16 protein-coding genes are annotated in these 19,719 nt (G+C 70.4%); 8 read left to right on the forward strand and 8 right to left on the reverse strand.

Annotated elements, in window-relative coordinates; translation table 11 throughout:
- The first annotated feature begins 17 nt into the window (after positions 1–17).
- Complete coding sequence (locus ACWF7A_RS08470) at positions 18–314, forward strand: DUF6223 family protein (protein ID WP_452249785.1); 297 nt, start codon at positions 18–20, stop codon at positions 312–314.
- Here the strand turns inward: ACWF7A_RS08470 and ACWF7A_RS08475 are convergent.
- From ACWF7A_RS08475 to ACWF7A_RS08495, 5 genes are all read right to left on the reverse strand, one after another.
- A complete protein-coding gene (locus ACWF7A_RS08475) occupies positions 271–1,410 on the reverse strand; it encodes an ROK family protein (protein WP_452249786.1) in 1,140 nt (379 codons plus the stop codon). The genes ACWF7A_RS08470 and ACWF7A_RS08475 overlap by 44 nt on opposite strands.
- Positions 1,407–2,789 carry a xylulokinase gene (gene xylB, locus ACWF7A_RS08480; protein WP_452249787.1) on the reverse strand — a complete coding sequence of 461 codons (1,383 nt, stop codon included), beginning with the start codon at positions 2,787–2,789 and terminating at the stop codon, positions 1,407–1,409. Before xylB ends, ACWF7A_RS08475 begins: the two co-directional genes overlap by 4 nt.
- A gap of 1 nt (position 2,790) precedes the next feature.
- Positions 2,791–3,942 (reverse strand): xylose isomerase, encoded by a 1,152-nt coding sequence (gene xylA, locus ACWF7A_RS08485; protein WP_452250153.1) that lies wholly within the window; start codon positions 3,940–3,942, stop codon positions 2,791–2,793.
- A 66-nt stretch (positions 3,943–4,008) separates the two neighbouring features.
- Positions 4,009–7,461: a hypothetical protein gene (locus ACWF7A_RS08490; RefSeq protein ID WP_452249788.1), complete on the reverse strand. Its 3,453-nt coding sequence runs from the start codon at positions 7,459–7,461 to the stop codon at positions 4,009–4,011.
- A gap of 92 nt (positions 7,462–7,553) precedes the next feature.
- A complete protein-coding gene (locus ACWF7A_RS08495) occupies positions 7,554–8,168 on the reverse strand; it encodes an SGNH/GDSL hydrolase family protein (RefSeq protein ID WP_452249789.1) in 615 nt (204 codons plus the stop codon).
- A gap of 281 nt (positions 8,169–8,449) precedes the next feature.
- Between ACWF7A_RS08495 and fusA the strand changes: the two genes are divergently transcribed.
- Positions 8,450–10,435 (forward strand): elongation factor G, encoded by a 1,986-nt coding sequence (gene fusA, locus ACWF7A_RS08500; RefSeq protein WP_452249790.1) that lies wholly within the window; start codon positions 8,450–8,452, stop codon positions 10,433–10,435.
- 48 nt (positions 10,436–10,483) lie between these two features.
- Complete coding sequence (locus ACWF7A_RS08505; RefSeq protein ID WP_452249791.1) at positions 10,484–11,245, forward strand: endonuclease/exonuclease/phosphatase family protein; 762 nt, start codon at positions 10,484–10,486, stop codon at positions 11,243–11,245.
- Here ACWF7A_RS08505 and ACWF7A_RS08510 read toward each other — a convergent pair.
- Complete coding sequence (locus ACWF7A_RS08510) at positions 11,235–12,692, reverse strand: hypothetical protein (protein ID WP_452249792.1); 1,458 nt, start codon at positions 12,690–12,692, stop codon at positions 11,235–11,237. The genes ACWF7A_RS08505 and ACWF7A_RS08510 overlap by 11 nt on opposite strands.
- Positions 12,693–12,809: 117 nt before the next feature.
- Here ACWF7A_RS08510 and ACWF7A_RS08515 point away from each other — a divergent pair, with 117 nt between their 5' ends.
- The 5 genes from ACWF7A_RS08515 to ACWF7A_RS08535 all read left to right on the forward strand — a co-directional run bounded on the left by ACWF7A_RS08515 (position 12,810) and on the right by ACWF7A_RS08535 (position 17,948).
- The gene (locus ACWF7A_RS08515) at positions 12,810–13,418 is read left to right on the forward strand and encodes a hypothetical protein (RefSeq protein WP_452249793.1); all 609 of its coding nucleotides are present in this window, start codon (positions 12,810–12,812) and stop codon (positions 13,416–13,418) included.
- A gap of 22 nt (positions 13,419–13,440) precedes the next feature.
- Complete coding sequence (locus ACWF7A_RS08520) at positions 13,441–15,678, forward strand: GH92 family glycosyl hydrolase (protein ID WP_452249794.1); 2,238 nt, start codon at positions 13,441–13,443, stop codon at positions 15,676–15,678.
- A gap of 158 nt (positions 15,679–15,836) precedes the next feature.
- Entirely contained in the window at positions 15,837–16,082 is a 246-nt protein-coding gene (locus ACWF7A_RS08525; protein WP_452249795.1) for a hypothetical protein, read from the forward strand.
- 268 nt (positions 16,083–16,350) lie between these two features.
- Positions 16,351–17,358: an NAD-dependent epimerase/dehydratase family protein gene (locus tag ACWF7A_RS08530; protein WP_452249796.1), complete on the forward strand. Its 1,008-nt coding sequence runs from the start codon at positions 16,351–16,353 to the stop codon at positions 17,356–17,358.
- A gap of 5 nt (positions 17,359–17,363) precedes the next feature.
- A complete protein-coding gene (locus ACWF7A_RS08535; protein ID WP_452249797.1) occupies positions 17,364–17,948 on the forward strand; it encodes a phosphatase PAP2 family protein in 585 nt (194 codons plus the stop codon).
- Here the strand turns inward: ACWF7A_RS08535 and ACWF7A_RS08540 are convergent.
- A complete protein-coding gene (locus ACWF7A_RS08540; RefSeq protein WP_452249798.1) occupies positions 17,858–18,469 on the reverse strand; it encodes a flavodoxin family protein in 612 nt (203 codons plus the stop codon). The genes ACWF7A_RS08535 and ACWF7A_RS08540 overlap by 91 nt on opposite strands.
- Positions 18,470–18,509: 40 nt before the next feature.
- On the reverse strand, positions 18,510–19,691 hold the full coding sequence (locus ACWF7A_RS08545; protein WP_452249799.1) for a cytochrome P450: 1,182 nt from the start codon (positions 19,689–19,691) through the stop codon (positions 18,510–18,512).
- Positions 19,692–19,719 lie beyond the last annotated feature (28 nt).

The following is a 19,719-nucleotide window of genomic DNA, read 5'->3' on the forward strand; positions in this document are numbered from 1 at the left end:
GGGGTTGGCTGGTGCCCATGTTGCTTTCCGCTGCTTATGAGATGACCACCGGACGCACGTTGTCGCTGATCGGTGTTCTTGTCGGGGCGCTGGGCCTGCTGGCGCTCAGGCGACGCGGTCCGTGGGCCGTGGTGCTGGGTGCGCTCGGCGCGGTGATCGGCCTGGTCGTCGTGCTGATGGCCGAGGGCGGTCCCGGCACCGGCTACGGCATCGTCGGCGGCTACGCGTCGCTGGTGGTGGGCGTGGCCGCACTGGTGTTCGGCGGCCTGGCTAGGCGAAGAGCCGCTCGGGCTGCTGCACCGCGCGCCTCGTGACCAGTCCCGCCGCACCCCGGACGACCGCGAACTCGCCCAGGGGCGAGCCGAGCAGCCGGGTGTGCCGTTCGCCGCCCGCGAGCACCCTGCCGTCCATCTCGGACTGCACGGCCTCGCGGAGGTGGTCGTACAGCACGGCGTAACTGCCGCCGAGCACGACCGTCGGCACGTCGAAGAGGTTCATCAGGGTCGCGAGTCCGACCCCGAGCGCCTCGCCGGCCTTGCGCACAGCGCTCTGGGCCCTCGCGTCACCGGCCTCGAGCGCCTTGCGCAACGAGTCGAGCCGCCGCCGTCCCGCCTCGCGCAGGATGACGTCGAGGCCCGCGTACCGCTCGACACAACCCCGGCTGCCACAGGTGCACCGGATGCCGTCGCGTTCGATCACGACGTGCCCGAGCTCGCCCGCGAACCCGCTCACCCCGCGGTAGACCTCACCGTTGACCACGATTCCCGCACCGATGCCGACGTCCGCGGTGACGTGCACGAAGTCCTCGCCCGCGAGGTGCCGCGGCCACAGGTGGGCGAGCGCGGCGAGGTTGGCCTCGTTGTCGACCTGGACGTCGAGGCCCGTGCGCGCGCCGAGGCCCTCGGCCAGCCTGGTGCCCACGAGCCGGGGCAGGTTGGGGGTCCTGATGATGGCGCCGTCGTGCACGACGCCGGGGATCGCGAGGCCCGCGCCGAGCAGTCGTCGCGGGCCGGTGACCTCGCGGATCAGCTCGGTGACCCGGTCCAGCACCTCGTCGGGCGTCGCCTTGCGCATGTCGGCGGGCACGAGGCGCCGTTCGAGCGTCGCGCCGTCGAGACCGAGCGTCTCGACGGCGAGGTGGCTGACGTTGATCTCGGCGCCCACCGCCACCGGTCCGTCCGGGTGGAAGCGCAGCGGTTTGGACGGCCTGCCCATGCCGGCCAGCGTCGCGGGTTCCTCGACGAGGATCCCGTTGGCCAGCAACGGTTCGGTCAGGTTCGACAGGGTCGCCTTCGTGAGGCCGGTGCGGGCCGCGAGGTCGGCCCGGGAGCCGGGCCGGTCGACCAGGGCGAGCAGGACCGTGCGCAGGTTGCCCAGGCGGACCTGGCGCAGGTGGTCGACGGTGGTCATCGACTCAAGTATCGCTGCGCCGCGTCTCCGTACCGCGCCCGCACCTCCGGCGCCGAGTCCGCCTCGTACCGGCTGCTCTCGGCGAGCGTCCACTCCGGCGGGGTGGCGCCGCCCGACAGCGTCCAGGCCGCCTGCCGTGCCGCGCCGTCGGCCACGTACTCGCCCGGCGCGGGCACCGTCACGGGCACACCGAACACCGTCGGCGCGATCTCGCGCACGGCCGGTGAGACGGCGGCTCCTCCGACGAGCCGCACACCGCTGACGTCCGCGCCCTGCTCGGCCAGTGCGTCGAGGCCGACAGCGAGGCCGCAGAGCATGCCTTCCACCGCCGCACGCGCGATGTTCGCGGGCGTGGCGTTGGAGAGCGTCAGCCCGTGCAACGCGCCCGTCGCGTCGGGCAGGTTCGGCGTCCGTTCGCCTTCGAGGTACGGCACCATCACGACGCCTTCGGCGCCCGCGGGGGCGGAGAGGGCCAGGTCGCTCAGGCGGGTGAGGTCGACGCCGAGCATGCGAGCCGTCGCGTCGAGTACGCGGGCGGCGTTCAGCGTGCAGGCGAGCGGGAGGTAGCGGCCCGTGGCGTCGGCGAACCCCGCCACGATGCCCGACGGGTCCTCCGCGCGGACGTCGGCGGTGGCCGTGACCACGCCGGACGTGCCGAGCGAGACCACGACGTCCGCGCCGCCGCCCACACCGAGCATGGCCGCCGCGTTGTCCCCGGCGCCCGCGCCGAGGCGGACCGGGCCGTCGACGAACTCCGCCGGACCCAGCACGCGGGGGAACAGCACGCCGGAACGGCCGAGCGCCAGCGCGACCAGGTCCGGCACGTAGGTGTTGGAGACCGAGTCGAAGTAGCCGGTGCCGGACGCGTCCGAGCGGTCGGTGACCAGGTCGTCGAGCCGGCCGGTGCCGCGCAGCCGCCACGTCAGCCAGTCGTGCGGCAGGCAGACGGCGGCGGTGCGCTTCGCGTTGGCCGGTTCGTGCTCGGCGAGCCAGCGCAGCTTCGTGATCGTGAACGACGCGACCGGCACGAGGCCGATGCGCGACGCCCACTCCGCTGCGCCCAGCTCGTTCGTCAGCGAGGCCGCGGCCGCCGCGGAACGGGTGTCGTTCCACAGCAACGCCTCGCGCACGACCTCGCCGTCCTCGTCGAGGCAGACCATGCCGTGCTGCTGACCGGCGACGCTCACCGCCGACACGTCGGCCAGGCCCCCGGCGCCCTCCAGCGCCGACTGCAGGGCCGACCACCAGTGCGAGGGGTGGACCTCGGTGCCGTCCGGGTGGGCCGCGCGGCCCTCCCGGACGAGCCTGCCGGTCTCCGCGTCGCGAACCACGACCTTGCACGACTGCGTCGAGGAGTCGATACCGGCGACGAGCGTCATGTCAGCGTGCTCCCGTGAGGTGCTCGAGGGCGAGCTGGTTGAGCCGCACGAAACCGTAGCCGCGCTCGCCCGCCTGGTCTGGGTCGAATCCGGTGTCCTTGATCAGGTCATCGTAGGACTCGCCGGCGTTCAGCGTGGGCTGCGACAGCTCCGCGACGCCCGCCACGGCCAGCGCCTCCTGCACCTCGGGGTCCGCGCGGAACGCCGCCGCACGGTCGCGAAGCAGCAGGTAGGTGGCCATGTTCGCCTTGGCTGAGTCCCAGACGCCCTTGATGTCCTCGGTCCGCGACGGCTTGTAGTCGAAGTGCCGCGGACCCTCGTACCCGGCGGTCTCCAGCAGGTCGACCAGCGCGAACGCGTTCATCAGGTCGCCGTGCCCGAAGACCAGGTCCTGGTCGTACTTGATGCTGCGCTGACCGTTGAGGTCGATGTGGAACAGCTTGCCGTGCCACAACGCCTGCGCGATGCCGTGCACGAAGTTGAGCCCGGCCATCTGCTCGTGCCCGACCTCGGGGTTGAGGCCGACCAGCTCGGGCTTGTCGAGCGAGGTGATGAACGCGAGCGCGTGCCCGACGGTCGGAAGCAGGATGTCGCCGCGCGGCTCGTTCGGCTTCGGCTCCAGCGCGAACCGGATGTCGTAGCCGCGGTCGGTGACGAACTGCGTCAGCAGGTTCATCGCCTCGCGGTACCGGTCGAGCGCCGCCCGCACGTCCTTCGCCACGTCGTACTCGGAGCCCTCACGCCCGCCCCACAGCACGAAGGTCTTGGCGCCGAGCTCGGCCGCCAGCTCGATGTTGCGCAGCACCTTCTGCAGCGCGAACCGCCGCACGCCGCGGTCGTTGCTGGTGAAGCCGCCGTCCTTGAAGACGGGGTGGCTGAACAGGTTCGTCGTCACCATCGGGATGACGAGCCCGGTTTCGGCGAGCGCGCCCTGCAGACGGCTGATCTGCTGGTCGCGGTGCGTGGCCTCGAAGCCGAACAGGTCGTCGTCGTGGAACGTCAGGCCGTACGCGCCGAGCTCGGCGAGCCGGTGCACCGCCTCGACCACGTCGAGCTCGGGGCGCGTGGCCTCACCGAACGGGTCGCGACCCTGCCAGCCCACGGTCCACAGACCGAAGGAGAACTTGTCCGCCGGAGTGGGCGTGCTCATCATCCACCTCATTCGTTCAATGCTTGAACTTAGTCTGGACAGTACGACGCCACGGCCTTGATCGCAATGTCAGACACCGCCCAGCCGGTCGGCCTCCTTCTGCGCCTCGATCTGCTGGGAGTAGTTCACGGTCTTGCTCTCCGCAATGGCCTTGTAGGCGATGGCGGCCTCCTTGGAGCCGGCGACAGAGCGCAGTCGCTTGGCCGCGGCGAACCGGTGCTTGGTCGCGATCGACGAGGCCGCGAGCTGGTGGAGGATCCGCTTGGCGCTCATCTTGTCCACCGCGGAGGCGAGGGCGAGCTGCGCCTCCCCGTCGAGTTTCTCCCGCGCCAGGCCCTGCAGCAGCCGGGCACCTTTGCTCGCGTTGGCCTTCTTCGCCTGGACTGCCGCTTCGACCCGATTCACGGCTTTGACGTGCCGGTCCTCGGCAATGGACTCATACGCACGGTAGCCGGCCTCGTCACTCTGGGCCTTCGCGTGCTTGGCCGCCTCCATCCGCTGCGCAGAGCTCACGTTCCCGTCCAGAGCGATCATCACGAGCGCGGCGACGCCCCGAGACTGCCCGAGCCGCATGAGCCTGCGAGCGGCCACCACCCTGTTGGCGTCGGACAGCGTCCGGTCGCCCGCGAGGTGCTCGTGCAGGTCCAACGCGGCCTGCGCCGCCACCTGCTCCGCCACGGCCATCCGGAGGTCGTCGTTCTCGTGCCTGTCCTTGGCCACCTCGCAGAGGACGTCGACGGCATCCGGCTTCGAGATCGACTGCAGGTGCCCGATGTTCTTCATCAGGGCGGGATCGTCCGGCTTGCGGCGCCGGATGACGTCCTTGATGATCGCGGCCGCTCCCACAGGGTCGGTGGTCTTGTTGAGCAGAGCCGCGTGGACCCTTTGCTCGGCGGGAACCGCGTGATGCTCGGCCGTCTCCAGCAGGAGCTTTTCCGGCTTTCCCGCTCGCCGCACCAGGAACTCGGCGAACTCGTGCCGATGGCCAGGGGGGTTCTCCCGATTCTTCCTGGCGGTCTCCAGCTGCCTGGCGGTCTCCACAGGATCCCGCTCGTACAGCAGTTCCATGGCCTGTGCCCTGGATTCCGGCAGACGAGCCGTGACCATGAACTCGCTCCACAAGACGAAACCGAGCGCCTCGTCGTGTCCGGACGCGAGGTTCATGGAGCGAGTCCGAAGCGCGTCGCTGTTGGAAGTGTGCCGGGCGAAGCCGGCCGCGAGCTGCAGTCCCTGGCCGACGTCGTAGTGCAGCACGAACTCGATGCCCTGCAAACGTTGTTCAGCTCCAGGAGCCTCGAAGGCGACCTTCGCGAACACCTCGGCGCTCAGCTTCTCGTCCACTTCGGCCAGGAGCTTGTTCACGCTGCTGCGCTCGATCGGCCGCACGTCTGGACTCTTGAGGTAGCTGGTCACGGCGTTCACGTTCTCCGGCGCGTTCATGGTGATGAGGTACCGGACGGCTTCGAAGCGGCGGTTCGCACTGAGTTTGCCGGGTTCCTCGGCCATTTGCCTGAGCACCGCGGTCGTGGCGTCGGCGTCGATCTCGTGCAGCCACTGAACCGTCCGCTGCCACTCGTCTCCGGTTGACGGAGACCTGATGGCCCTGCTGAGCCGTCGCACAGCCAAAGCGAGCACCTTCTCGTCGAGATCCACGCCGTGTCGTACGAGGGCAGCGATGAAACCGATGTGCTCTTTGCGGAACGGGAGCCACATGAGGTGCCGCAGCTGCCTGCGGATGTCTTTGCCGTCCTTGACCAGAAGCGCCGCGAGGAACACCTTCATACCGAGGTCCGGCCATTCCCACCTGGCTCCCCAACTGGGTTCGAGCAACCAATGAGGCTTGGGCCGGGTGTTCAGAACATGACAGGCGGCCAGGTACTCCGCGATCGTGCGGTGGCGGAACTCGAGCTCCTGCCCGCGTGCCACCACGAGGCCACTCATGCGCAGTGCCTCGTCGAGGGCGCCGCGGTCCGCACCCGTATGGCGGGACACCGCGATGTCCAGCACTGTGGGCTCCGGTGCGATCGTCAGCAACCCGTACGCGATCTCGCGCAGGAGTGGTTCGAGCTTGTCCCGAATCTCGGCTGCGGTCTGCTCCGCGGAATACCCGGTCCTGGCTTGCCACTGCCTGAGGCGGGCGCCGAGGTCGTGCTGGGACACCTTGGAGAGCTGCCACTCGACGAACCGCCGGTACAGCTCGGTCTGGTCGCGCGGCAGGTCTGCGTCAGGAGCCGCGCAGTACAGATCGCACACCATCGTGGCGATCAGCGGCACGAAGATCAGCTCTTCGAGCTTCGTCCTGCGCAGTCTGACGACCAGCTGCGCCGCTTCGTCCGCCGGTCGTCCTTCTTGGGCCAGCCATGCGGAGACGAACCGCTTCAGGTCCTCGTCGCGGAACGGCTTCAGAACGTAGGTCGGGTGCCCGCGGTCGTGGAACCGCTTGACGTCCACCGGTGTCAGCTGCCTACTGGTCAGTGTGACCACGTACTTGGGGTTCTGGCGGATCTGACGGATCTGTCGCAACACGTTCGCGCGCAGCTGCGGGTCGATGACCTCGTCCAGACCGTCGACCAGGATGTGCCATCTGACGTCGGCGAGTGGTTCATCGCGGAACAGGCCGACGAGTTCCTGCCTGGTCAGGTCCGGCTCGGCCAGAACGCCTCCGGCGAGTGCCTCGGGAAGGAGCTTGCCGCGGAAGGCGTCTGCCGTGATCGGCACAGGCACCACGGTGCTGCCGCGCCCTGTCAGCAACGCGTCCGCTGTCTGAGCGGCGAAATGCCGTATGAGGCTGGACTTGCCGAGGCCTGGTTCAGCGACGATCTGCGAGTTGGGATGGGTCGTGAGCAACTCGTCCGCATCGATCGTCTCCAGCAGCTCTGTCTCGTCCTCGTCAGCGTCCTTCTTCGCCCACCGCTCGAGGTAGATCTTGTGCAGGTCCGGCGCCACCGTCTCGGCTCGTTCGTACTCGTGGTGCTGACCGAGCAGGCGCACCGCGTGGAGGTACTTGCGCAGCACCGGTGTGAGGTGCTGCCTGCCGCTCTCCGCCAGCTGTTCGAGCTGCAGCAGGTCGAGCCACCCCTGATCGGGATCGAGTGGCAGGTCGGGTACCGAAGTCACGCTGTTCGGGCCCGTCACCAGGGCGCACACCTCGCCGGTGAGACGGTTGAGCACAGGAGCGCCCGGCACGCGTTCGAGCACGGTGCGGAACGCCTCGATCGGTTCAGCCGGCCTGATGCAGGCGAAGATCTCGTCGTTCGCCGCGCACTCCACGAGGGCGAGATCGGGGTGACCGGGGATCCGCGGTGCCTGCGGTGCCAGGGAGGAGAGGGTGAGCACCAGGCTCCTGCCGACTCGCACCCCACGCCCTACGCCGGTGGGAGACCTGACCACGACGGTGGCCTTGTTGAGGGCCTTGGCCAGCGGTGCCGGGCTGTCGGTGACCTCTGAGCCGGAGGTGATGATGATCTGCCCGGCTTGGACGGAGAGGCCGTACACGCTGCCGTTGATCTCGTTGCGGTACACCATCAGCACGCTAGGTGCCGGGATGAGCAACGAAAGGCGCCGAACGGTGCAACGTCCTTTGGCTGCACGGCATGGAATCTGCGTGGGCTTTCTCAGGTCTGTGGGTGCGGCCATTGCTCGTGCTGGGCGGCGACGGCCTCGACGGCGGGGGCGAGCGCGGCGGCGATCGCGCGGTACCCCGCGGCGGACGGGTGGAACCGGTCGGGGGCGAAGAGCGACGGGTCGGCGGCGAACCGCGAGGTGACCGCCTGCTCGACGTGGGCGACGACGCCGCCCGCGCGGATCACGGCCTGCTGCTGCACCTGGGCGTAGTTCCGGCTCACGGCCGACACGACGTCCCGCAGCGCGGGCGGCACGTGGGCCACGACGCTCAGGTCCGGCGCGGTGCTCACGACGACTCCGGCGCCGGCCCCTCGCAGATCGGCGACCGCGTCGTGCAGCTGCCGCGCGCCGACCTCGGCGGGCACGAACCGGGTGAGGTCGTTGGCGCCGATGACGATCACGGCGACGTCGGCTCCGGCCGTCACCGCCTTGCGGACCTGTCCGGCCAGGTCGGCCGAACGCGCTCCGGGGAAGGCGTGCACGGACAGGTCGACGGGGTGTCCCGCCGAACGGAGTCGTGCGGCGAGCAGCGGGCCGAGGGTGTCCTCGCGGCGCGTGCTGCCCACTCCGGCGGCGATCGAGTCGCCGAGCAAACACAGGCGCATGACCGGTGAACGAACGAGGTGGCATTGGTGTTCCGCGAAAACCAGTGCCGCGGTGGCGTGGAAGTGTCTACACTCCACGATCATCATCACCGAGACGAGAGGGGACCGGCCGTGCGTACCGCCGCTGTTGTCCTCCCGTCCCGTTTCGACGTGATCCTCGTGTCCTCGCACCCCGGTCGCCTGCTGCGCGCCGGGCGCCGGAGTGTCTGACGAACCCCTGAGCGGAGTTCGCCGGGTCATCGCGCTGACCCCGTAAATCTTTGACACCAAAGGCAGAAGTCATGCGTGCCATCACGTTGAACGCCGTCCGCAACCTCGGCATCCTCGCCCACGTCGACGCGGGCAAGACCACCCTCACCGAACGCGTGCTGTTCGCCACCGGCAGCACCCACAAGCGCGGCGAGGTCCACGACGGCACCACCGTCACGGACTTCGACCCGCAGGAACGCGACCGCGGCATCACCATCTTCGCCGCGGCCGTGACCTGCACGTGGGACGGGCATCGCGTCAACCTCATCGACACGCCGGGCCACGTCGACTTCGCCGACGAGGTCGAACGGTCCCTGCGCGTGCTGGACGGGGCCGTCGCGGTGTTCGACGGCGTCGCCGGCGTCGAGCCGCAGAGCGAGTCCGTGTGGCGGCAGGCCGATCGGCACGGCGTCGCGCGGATCGCGTTCGTCAACAAGCTCGACCGGGCGGGCGCGGACCTCGACCTCGTCGTCGAGTCGATCCGCACGCGCCTGCACACCGTGCCGCTGGTCGTGCAGCTGCCGATCGGCGTGGAGGACGGGTTCCGGGGTGTCGTCGACCTGGTGCGCATGCGTGCGCTCGTCTGGGACGACGGCATGACCGCGGGTCCCGTGCCGGAAACGCTGCTGGCAGAGGCACTGCGACGGCGCCGCCTCCTGGAGGAGGCGGTGGCGGAGCTGCACCCCGAGGCGATGGAGGAGTTCTTCGAAGGAGGTCTTTCCGAACAGACGCTGACCGATGCGCTCAGGGAACTGACCCGGCGCGGCCGGGGAACCGTCGTGCTGTGCGGCTCGGCGTACCGCAACCGCGGCGTCGAACCGTTGCTGGACGCGGTGATCGCGTACCTGCCGTCCCCTGTGGACGTTCCGCCGGTGCGAGGTCTCGACGGCCAGGAACGGGAGCCGGACCCGGAGGCACCGTTCTCGGCGCTGGTGTTCAAGGTGAACGCCACTGCCACCGGACGGCTCGCGTACGTCCGCGTCTACTCGGGCACCCTCCACAAGGGAGAGACGGTCCAGGTGGGCGGCCGCACCGAACGCATCGGGCGGATCCTGCGCGTCCAGGCCGATCGGCACACGCCGGTCGACCAGGCCGTCGCGGGCGACATCGTGGCACTGGTGGGGCTGAAGTCCGCTCGCACGGGCACGACCCTGTGCGCGCCGGCGGCTCCGCTGCTGCTGGAACCCGCGGTGTCGGCCGACCCGGTCGTGTCCGTGGCCGTGGAGACGCGGAGCAGCGCGGACAACGCCCGGCTCACCGAGGCGCTGACGCACCTGGTCGACGAGGACCCGTCCCTGCGGTTCGGGACGGACCAGGAGACCGGTCAGACGGTGCTGTCGGGCCAGGGCGAGCTGCACCTGGAGGTCTCGGTGGAGAAGGCGCGCACGCTGCACCGCATCGAGCTCACCATGGGACGGCCACGCGTCTCGTACCGCGAGACCGTGCGGACAGGAGTGACGGGGTTCATCTACCGGCACGTGAAGCAGGACGGAGGTCAGGGACAGTTCGCGCACGTCGTGCTCGACACCGAACCGCTGGAGAGCGGTTTCGAGTTCCGCTCGGCCGTCACCGGCGGGCGCGTGCCGCAGGAGTTCGTCCGCGCGGTCGAGCAGGGCTGCCGGGACGCGCTGGCCGAGGGACCTCTCGGCCACCCGGTGGTCGGGCTGCGGGTGACGCTCACCGACGGGTCCACGCACGTCAAGGACTCGTCGGAGATGGCCTTCCGCACGGCGGGACGGCTCGGGCTGCGCGAGGCGCTGAAGGCGGGCGCCATGACGTTGCTCGAACCGATCGCCGAGGTCACGGTGACCGTGCCGGAGGAGTACCTCGGTGGTGTGCTGGGTGATCTGGCCTCGCGCCGGGGCAGGATCCTCGGTTCGGAGGCCAGGACCGGCGTGACGGTGGTGACGGCGAGCGTGCCGATCGCCGAGATGTTCGGCTACGTGACCCGGTTGCGCAGCCGCACGCAGGGTCGCGGCAGCTTCACCAGCACCCCGACGGGTTACGCGCCCGCGTAACCGACGCGGGCCCCGGCTTCGGCCGGGGCCTGTGTCATGATCGGCCGAATGGAGCCGCTGCGCGTCATGTCCCTCAACCTGCGGTACGCCTCTGCCACCGGGCCGAACTCCTGGCCGGTGAGACGCCCGGTGATGGCCCAGCTCCTGCTGCAGGAGCTGCCTGCCCTGCTCGGCACGCAGGAAGGCCTGTACGGACAGATCGGCGACATCGCGCACGACCTGCCCGACCACTACGACTGGATCGGACTCGGCCGGCTGGGAGGCAGCCACGACGAGTTCATGGCCGTCTTCTTCGACACCCACCGCCTCGAACCGCTGGAGTTCGACCACGAGTGGCTTTCCGACACGCCGAAGGTCGTGGGGTCCCGGTCGTGGGGGAACAACGTGGTCCGGATGGTCACGTGGGTCCGGTTCGCGGACCGCCTGACCGGCAAGCAGTTCGTGGCCGTCAACACGCACTTCGACCACGAGTCGGCGAACGCCCGTCTGCGCGGCGCCGAGGTCGTCCGCGACCGCCTCCAGGCGCAGACCCTGCCGGTCGTCCTCACCGGCGACTTCAACGACGTCCCCGGCTCACCGGCGTACGCCGCCCTGACGTCCACGCTGGCCGACACGTGGCTCACAGGCCCGCAGACCACCCCGGCGTACGGGACGTTCCACGGCTTCGGGCCGCTCGTCCCGGACGGCCCGCGCATCGACTGGATCCTCACGCGCGGCGCGACCGTCGAGGCGGCTGCGATCAACACCTTCCAGCGAGACGGTCAGTTCCCGACCGACCACCTCGCCGTCCAGGCGTCGATCACCATCTAGGCGCCCACTCGGGCGGCAGGTCGTGCGAGCAGGTCGGCGCACCGGCCGCGCGGGCCTGCCTCATGCCGAGATAGGGCCCCGCGATCTCGGCACGGGGCACCGGGGCCAGCGCGGTGATCGCGTCACCCGCGGCCAGCACCTGGCGCCGCATGCGGTCGTGGTCGACGGCCTCCGCGCCGAACGACGGCGCCCAGAGCGTCCACGGCCCGGAGATCATCGCCATCGTCGGGACCAGGTGCGAGTGGAAGTGCGTGCCGATGCCGCCGAACGAGCACTGCGGCGGCACGCGGCCCGGCACCGGCGGGTCGCTGCCCGGCAGGACGAACGTGCGGTCGACCGCACGTCCGGCCAGCGCCGCCGACGCGCTCCGCACCAGTGCCGGGCTGCCCGCGAACCAGCCCGACGGCTCACCGAGCCCGGTGGGGCGCAGCGACCCCTCCGAAGGCAGGAACTCGCGCGTCCCCAGGTGTTCCAGCACGAACGCGAACGCGACGGAGCCCGAGTCGTACTCGGCGTCCAGGGCGCGGGCGCGGAACTCGCTGCCCTCCGCCGGGCGGTGCAGGTGGCCGGTCGCGAAGACGAACTCGATCGTGCGCGGCCGGCAGCGCAACGGCTGGCGGGCGAAGTGCTCGGCCAGCGCCAGCAACGCGATCGTGCCGTTCTCCTGCACCCAGCCCACTCCGTCGGTGTTGGTGTCGAGGACGATCCGTTCGCTGCCCGTCCCCGGCAGGGTGGCGATCAGCGACCGCGTGACGGCCGGGACGCGCGCGGCCAGCACGCCGATCGTCGTCCGCGTGCCCGGGATGAGCTTCGAGGCCGCGTCGGAGCCGACGAACACGCCCGGCACGCGGTAGTGGGTGCCGAGGTGCGGGTCCCAGTAGCCCTTCACCTGCTCGTGCGGGAACAGGAAGGCGACGACGACCCCGGCGGCACCCGCCGTGCCCGCGTCGACCATGTCCCGGTCCAGCAGCGGTTCGGCGAGGTAGCCGCGGTCGAGCGCGGGGAAGTCGCGCAGCACGACCTTGCCGTGCGCGTTCGCGCTGGTGATCGGCGTGCCGGCGGGCAGGTGGACCAGTTCACCCGAACGCAGGCCCGGCGCGGAGTAGGGGATCGCACCGGCGACCGGAACGGCGCCGTCCGAGAGCAGGAGACCGGGACCGGGCTGCCAGCGGGTGATCCGGAACGGCTCGGACCGCACGGAGACGCCCGGCAGGCGGCCGGCACGGCGTTCCAGCCAGGAGATGAGGCGGTCGTGGTTCGGGCTGCCGGTCGCGCGGACGCCGAACCCGGCGACGGTGGCGTTGAGGGCGCGGAGATCGGCGGCCGAGGCGAACGTCCGGTCGTCGACGGTGGGGGAGCAGTCCGTCGAGGCGGTGGCCGGGGTGGTGAGCTGGAGGGCGAGAACCGTTACGACACCTATGAATGCGATGCATCTGGCGGGCTGCACGACCCTCACTGTGAACCTGGCGAGGGGGCCTCACAATCCGCTGTCCAGGTAGCCGGGTGAGACGCTGTCAACCGTGAACGGAAATGGTTTAAACCAATTTCCGCTACGGTCCGCCAGATGCGCTTGAAATCGACGTTCGGCCGCGTCGCGGTGATCGCGTGCGCGGTGCTGTTCACGCTCAGCTCGACGGCGGTCGCGAACGCCTCGCGCGGCCGCGAGTGCGCCACCCCGTCCATCGACCGGTTGCAGCAGTGGATCGCCAGTGGTGAAGGTGCCACGGAACCCGCGACCGGCAGCATCCTCGTGCCCAAGGGACGGCACGGGCACACGGCGAAGATCAAGTTCCTGGCCGACGACTGGGCTGTCATGGTCGTGTGGCTGGGGAACAAGTTCGAGGCCCAGGCGGACCTGTCCGAGTCTCGCGGCTTCTGGATGACCTACCGCGCCACCGACGACCTCTACGTCCAGCTCCGGCCCGCGGAGTTCTGGAGCGGCGGCGACAAGTGGGTCACGAAGATCCCGTCCACCGGCGGCAGACTGGTGCAGCGGTTCTTCAGCTTCAAGACAAAGGACTGGACACATCTGCCCGCCCTGGGCAAGCCTGCCTACCCGCTCGCCGACGCACTCGACGACGCCCGTGGCCTGGTGTTCGTCGGCAACACGAAGAACGACCTGGAGTTCCAGAGCCTCGAGATCGACGGTTACCGGCCACCCTGCGTTTACTGAGTTCCGGTTACTGTCCCGGGACGTGAGAGCGCTCCCGGTCTTCCTGGTCACTGTCCTCACCGCCGCGCTGGCGACTCCCGCGAGTGCGGCGGTGAGAGACGACACCCGGTTCGTCGACCCGCTGATCGGCTCGGCGGGTGGCGGCAACACCTACCCCGGCGCGGTGCGGCCGTTCGGGATGATCTCGTGGAGCCCCACGTCGACCCGCGGCGACCAGACGAACACGGGCGCTGCCAACGGCTACGCCTACGACGCCACGAGGGTGCGCGGGTTCAGCCTCACGCACGTCAACGGCGCGGGCTGTCATCCCGGTGCCGCGGGTGACATCCCGATCATGCCGCACGTCGGGGACATCACCTCGTCACCGACCGCGGACACCAAGGACCAGATCTTCGCGAGCGACTTCTCCCACGCCGACGAGAAGGCCGAGGCCGGCCGCTACCGGGTGGGCCTGAAGTCCGGTGCCACGGCCGACCTCTCCGTCTCGACCCGCGCGGGCGTCGGCGAGTTCACGTTCCCCGTCACCGGGTCGCTGCTGTTCCGCACGTCGAACTCGTTGAACGGCAGCGAGGACGCCGACATCACGATCGACCCGGCGACCAACAGCGTGTCCGGCTCGGTGCTCACCGGCGCGTTCTGCGGCCGGCGCGCCAACGGTGGCACGAACAACCAGAAGAGCTACTACCGCCTGCACTTCACCGCGTCGTTCGACCGCCCGATCGCGGCCTACGGCACGTGGGTCAACAGCGAACTGCGGCCCGGCACGACCTCTGCTTCCGGCGGTGAGGGCTACCTGACGGGAAGTGCCCGCGCGGGCAAGGGTTCCGGCGGGTACGTGTCCTTCCAGGACAGTGCGGTGCGGATGCGCGTCGGCATCTCCTACACCAGCCTCGACGCCGCCAAGCGCAACCTCGCGACGGAGATCCCGAAGCGCGCCACCGTGGACGACGTCGCGAAGGAGGCCCGCAAGGCCTGGGCGAAGCAGCTGCGGGCGGTCGAGGTCGACGGTGGCACCGCCGACGAGCGGACGATCTTCTACACCGCGCTCTACCACGCGTTCCTGCAGCCCAACGTGACCAGCGACGTCGGCCAGGCGACCCGCTACGGCAACTTCTCCGGCTGGGACCAGTACCGCGCCCACACCCAGCTCCTCGCCCTGCTGGCGCCGGACGTCGCGAGCGGCTACGCCCAGTCGTTGCTGGAGATCTCGCGGCGCAACGGCGGCGTCTGGGACCGCTGGGTGCACATCACCGGCCCGACGCACGTCATGACCGGCGACCCGTCGGCCCCGGCCATCGCGGGCATGTACGCCATGGGGGCCAGGAACTTCGACGTGCGCGCGGCCTACGACTCACTGCTGCGCCAGGCCACCGTCCCGCACCCGGACGGCCTGTCCGACAAGGGCTGTCCCGGCCAGTGCGAGGGCCAGCGCCCGAACCTCGCCGAGTACATGCGCCTCGGCTACGCCCCGCACGACACGTGCCACTGCTGGGGCGGCGCCGCCGAGACGCTCGAGGACTCGGTCGCCGACCAGGCACTGGCGGACCTGGGACGCGAGCTCGGCCGTCCGAACGCGGAGATGGAGAAGCGCGCGGGCTGGTGGCGCAACACCTTCAACCCGGCCACCGGCCACCAGCAGGCCCGCAAGGCCGACGGCACCTGGGTCACGCCGTTCAACCCGGCCTCGGACCAGGGCTTCGCGCAGGGCAGCAGCGCCACCTACACGTGGATGGTGCCGCACGACGTCCAGGGACTCGCCGAGGTGATGGGCGGTCCCGAGGCCGCGGCGGCCAGGCTCGACGCGTTCTTCAAGCGCGCCGACGGCTCGTGGGCCACGGGCGGCGACGCGCTGCGGTACGACCCGACCAACGAGCCGGGCATCCACACGCCGTGGATCTACAACGAGCTCGGCCAGCCGCGCAAGACCCAGGAGACCGTGCGCGCGATGGCCCGCCTCGTCTACAAGACGGGCCCGTCCGGCCTGCCCGGCAACGACGACCTCGGCACGATGTCGGCCTGGTACGTCTTCGCCGCCCTGGGCCTCTACCCGCGCACGCCCAGCAGCGCCGAGCTGCACGTGTCCAGCCCGATGTTCCCGAAGGCGCGGATCACCGAGAAGAACATCACGGTCATCGCCACCGGCACCCCGGGCGTCCACGTCCAGGAGACCCGGTGGAACGGCCGCAGGGTCGACCAGCCGTGGTTGCCCGAGGCGTTCGTCCGGCACGGGGGAGTGCTCGTCTCACGTCTCGAAGGGTGACCCGGCCCCCTCGGCACGGGTGTGGTTGCGTCGCGCTGTCGCGGACAGTCCCTGACGGCGATGCACAGCCGCACCCGTCCCGTCTGTCGGGTCCGTGTTTGCGGCCTCTCTTCACGGGAAGACCACGAGCCGGGGCACCCGCCGCGCGATCTGCCCTCGTGTCCGACATCTTCCCGACCGCGTGGTTGGGCGCGAAGCTCGCGGAGGTCGGCGACGGCGACACGGGTCTCGTGCTGGGAGCAGGTGTGGTGGGGCAGCTGGCGATCGCGACAACCGGGAAGCAAGGCGCCGGAAGGGTGATCGTCGTGGACGGCATCGAGTCCGGGCTGACATCGCGCGGGCGCAGAACGCCGAGAGCGTCGACTTCAACGCCGAGGACCCCGTCGAGGTGGTGCGCGACCTGACCGGCGGGATCGGGCCGGACCGCGTGATCGAGGCCGTCGAACTGGTCGCGAAGGCCGGCACCATCGGCGTCTACCCGCCGGGGTTCGACCAGTTCCCGATCGGCCAGGCGATGAACAAGAACCCGACGCTGCGGACGGGCAACTGCGACCACCGCCGCGATCGACGCCTACAAGTCGTTCGACCTGCGCGAGGACGGCTGGCTGAAGACGGTTCTCGACGTCGCCTGACGGGGTACCCCCGGGCACTGACCGAGACCTCGGAGGAGCAATGCCCGGACGCAAGGTCGTCGTCACCGGCGCGAGCGGCAACGTGGGAACAGCGTTGCTGCGCAGGCTTGCCGAGGAAGCGGACGTGGAGGTGCACGGCATCTCACGACGCCCGCCCGCCGACGCGCCGCCCTTCCGCGGAGTGCGGTGGACACCTGTCGAGATCGGCCGGGCGGGCGCCGAGGAGGTGCTGCGGACCGCGTTCGAAGGTGCCGACGCCGTGGTGCACCTCGCCTGGCTCATCCAGCCCGCCCGCGACGAGCGGCGGCTGTACCGGACGAACGTCGCGGGTTCGGCCCAGGTGTTCGGCGCGGCGGTGAAAGCCGGTGTGCCGCACCTGGTCCACATGTCGTCCGTCGGCGCGTACTCACCTGGAAGCAAGGACCGCCGGGTCGACGAGTCGTGGCCCGTCGACGGCGTCACGACGTCGTTGTACAGCAGGCACAAGGCCGCCGTGGAGCACATGCTCAACAAGTTCGAGTCCGACCTGCTCATCTCGCGGCCGCGGCCCGGCCTGATCCTGCAGTCCGGCGCCGGGTCCGAGATCCACGACTACTTCCTCGGCAAGCTCGTGCCGAAAGCCCTGTTCCGGCGGAAGATCCCCGTCATCCCGTTGCCCCGCGACCTGGTGCTGCAGTTCGTGCACGCCGACGACGTCGCGGACGCACTGGCCCGGATCCTCGACCAGCGGCCGCACGGCGGGATCAACCTCGTGGCCGATCCCGTCATCACTCCCCGCGCACTCGCGGAGGTGTTCGGTGGCCGGCACGTCGCCGTCCCGCCGAGGCTGATGCGGTCGGTGGCGAGCGCGACCTGGGGACTGCACCTGCAACCCACCCCGCCCGGATGGGTCGACCTCGCCCTGAGGTCGCCGCTGCTGGACGCGTCCCTCGCGAGGACGAAACTGGGCTGGGAGCCGAAGTTCGACGCGCACGAGGCGCTCCGGGAGATCGTGAAGGGTCTGGGTGAGGGCGAGGGGGTTCCGGCCAGCCCGGCTCTGGGCGGTTGAGCCGCATGACAGGTGACGAGTTGGCGGAGTTCGACGCGGACGTACTGCACGACAGTGAGTTCCTGCCCACGAGGCGTCCCCACCCGGTGATCATCGCGGCCAGTCTGACCGCCAGGGGTGGCGTGTTGTGGCTGCCCGTGGCGGGCGTGCTGGCGTTGGCCGGCAAGAAGAAGGCCGCGAAACGCGCGTTGATGGCGGCCCTGGTCGCCATGCCGCTGGGGCACCTCGTGAGCCTGTTCGCACCTCGCCGCCGGCCTCTGGCCGCGGACCTGCCCGCCCGGCGGGCGTTGCCCGAACATCCCGAGTCGTCGTCGTTCCCGTCCAAGCACGCGGTGACGGCCGCCGCGTTCGGCACGGCCGCCGCACTGGCCGAAGGCGAGACGGCGTTCTTCGTGATGCCACTGGTGTTGCTCGTCGCCTACAGCCGCCTCAGGACCCGTGTGCACTGGCCCACGGACGTCCTGGGCGGCTTGACGATCGGTGCGCTCGTGGCGCTGGCTCAGGCCGGGATCGGGCGCTCCGCCAGGGCGAGGGCGACGGCGTGCAGGTTGGCCGCCATCGTGCGGCCGGTCTTCTCCGACCACTCGTGACCCTCGTCGGTGTCGGAGTAGCTCGGTCCAGGGCCGGGACCGCGGTTCCAGTACGTCCAGGCCTGGCCGGGGATCGTGTACCCGATGTCGCCGAGACCGCCGCAGATCTCGCTGATCACGTGGTGCGCGCCGTCCTCGTTGCCGGTCACCACCACGCCCGCGACCCGGTTGTAGGCCACCGGCCGGTCCTGGTCGTCGGTCTCGGAGATCATGGCGTCCATCCGTTCCAGCGCCCGTTGCGCGAGCGAGGACGGCCGGCCCACCCACGTCGGTGTGGCGAACACGAGGATCTCGGCGTCGAGCAGCAACCGGTGGATGTTCGGCCACTCGTCACCGCCGCCGAGATCGGTCACGACGCCCGGCGGGATCTCGTGGTCCGCCAGGCGGAACGAGGTCACCTCGACGTCCTTCTTCGTCAGCTCGTCGATCACCACCTGGGCCAGCAGGTCGGTGTTGGACTGGTCGGGCGACTTCTTCAAGGTGCAGTTCAGCACGACGGCGCGCATCAGGTCTGCCTCCACTTCGCGTCGGTCATCCGCCGTCCGGCGGTGAGGGGGGTGTTCATGAGACGCGAGTACCCGTCGGGGTCGCGGGCATGCGGATGCCGAAGTGGTTCAGCGTTCCGGGCAGAGGCTCGCCGAGCACGGGGAACGAGAGGTGCTCGCTCAGCGCGTCCAGCATCGTCGCGGCGACGGCGAGCACCAGGTCGCGGCCGGGGCACTCGCCGGGACCAGCGCTGAACGGCACGATCGCCGGGTCGCGCGGGCCGTCCCAGAGCTCCGGTGCGTACCGGTCGGCGAACGGCAGCCGGTCCGGGTCGCGGTGGAAGAACGGTGTGAACACCACGAACTCGGTGTTCTCGGGCAGCCACGTGCCGTGCCAGAGGGTAGCTTTCGTGCTCTCGCGCAGGATCACCGGCGTGGTCGGCCACAGCCGCGCCGACTCGAGGATGCCGTTCCTGCCGCGCGCACCGATGGCGAGCGCCCGCAACGTGACGATGCCGGCCGCGTCGAACGCGAACAGCCAGTGCGGCACCTGACCGGACAGATCACCCGTTTGGGCGAGGCTGCCCTTCTCACGGCGGGCGAGGTGTTCGTCGAGCCGTTCTTGGAAGCGTGCGCGCAGGTCGCGCTGCTTGGGGTGCAGGTAGGCCCAGTTGGCGTTCTCCCGCAGCGCCTTCAGGTCGTCGGTGAGCTGGTCGTCGCCGCGGGCGGCGTCCCCGAGGACGATCCTGCGCACGATCCGCCACCAGGCCTGGGTGAAGGACTCCCACGTCAGCTCGCCGGTGCTCATGGCGTGCCGGGTGAGCAGGTCGGCCTCGTCGCGCACGATCGCCTCGACGGGCAGGTTCTCCGGCCGCAGGGCGCGTTCGCCGAGCTCGCGCAGCCGGTCGCGTTCGAGGCCTTCGGACATCAGCACGCCGTGGGGCGGGAAGTGGGTGAGCGCGGCCTTCTTCTCCCCGGTGGCGAGCGCGAACGGCTCCGGTGACCCGGCGAGCAGCCTGCCGACGTCCGCGGGGTCGACCAGCATCGCGACGCTGCGCCCGGTGACGCGCAGCCGCACCGGCTCGGGGCCGTAGCGATCGCGCAACCTGCGCATCGTGCCGATGGCTCTCGTGTCGGCCTGGACCTTCTCGGCGACCGCCATCACGCCCGGCCGTCGGACGGCGACGCCCTTGGCGAGCGTGGGCAGCAGGACCGCCGCCAGCACTCGGGCGGTGTCGAGCCGGGAGGAGATCGCCATGCCCCCGGCTACCCGGTCACCCAGGTGT

This window comes from Lentzea sp. NPDC055074, from assembly GCF_053608005.1.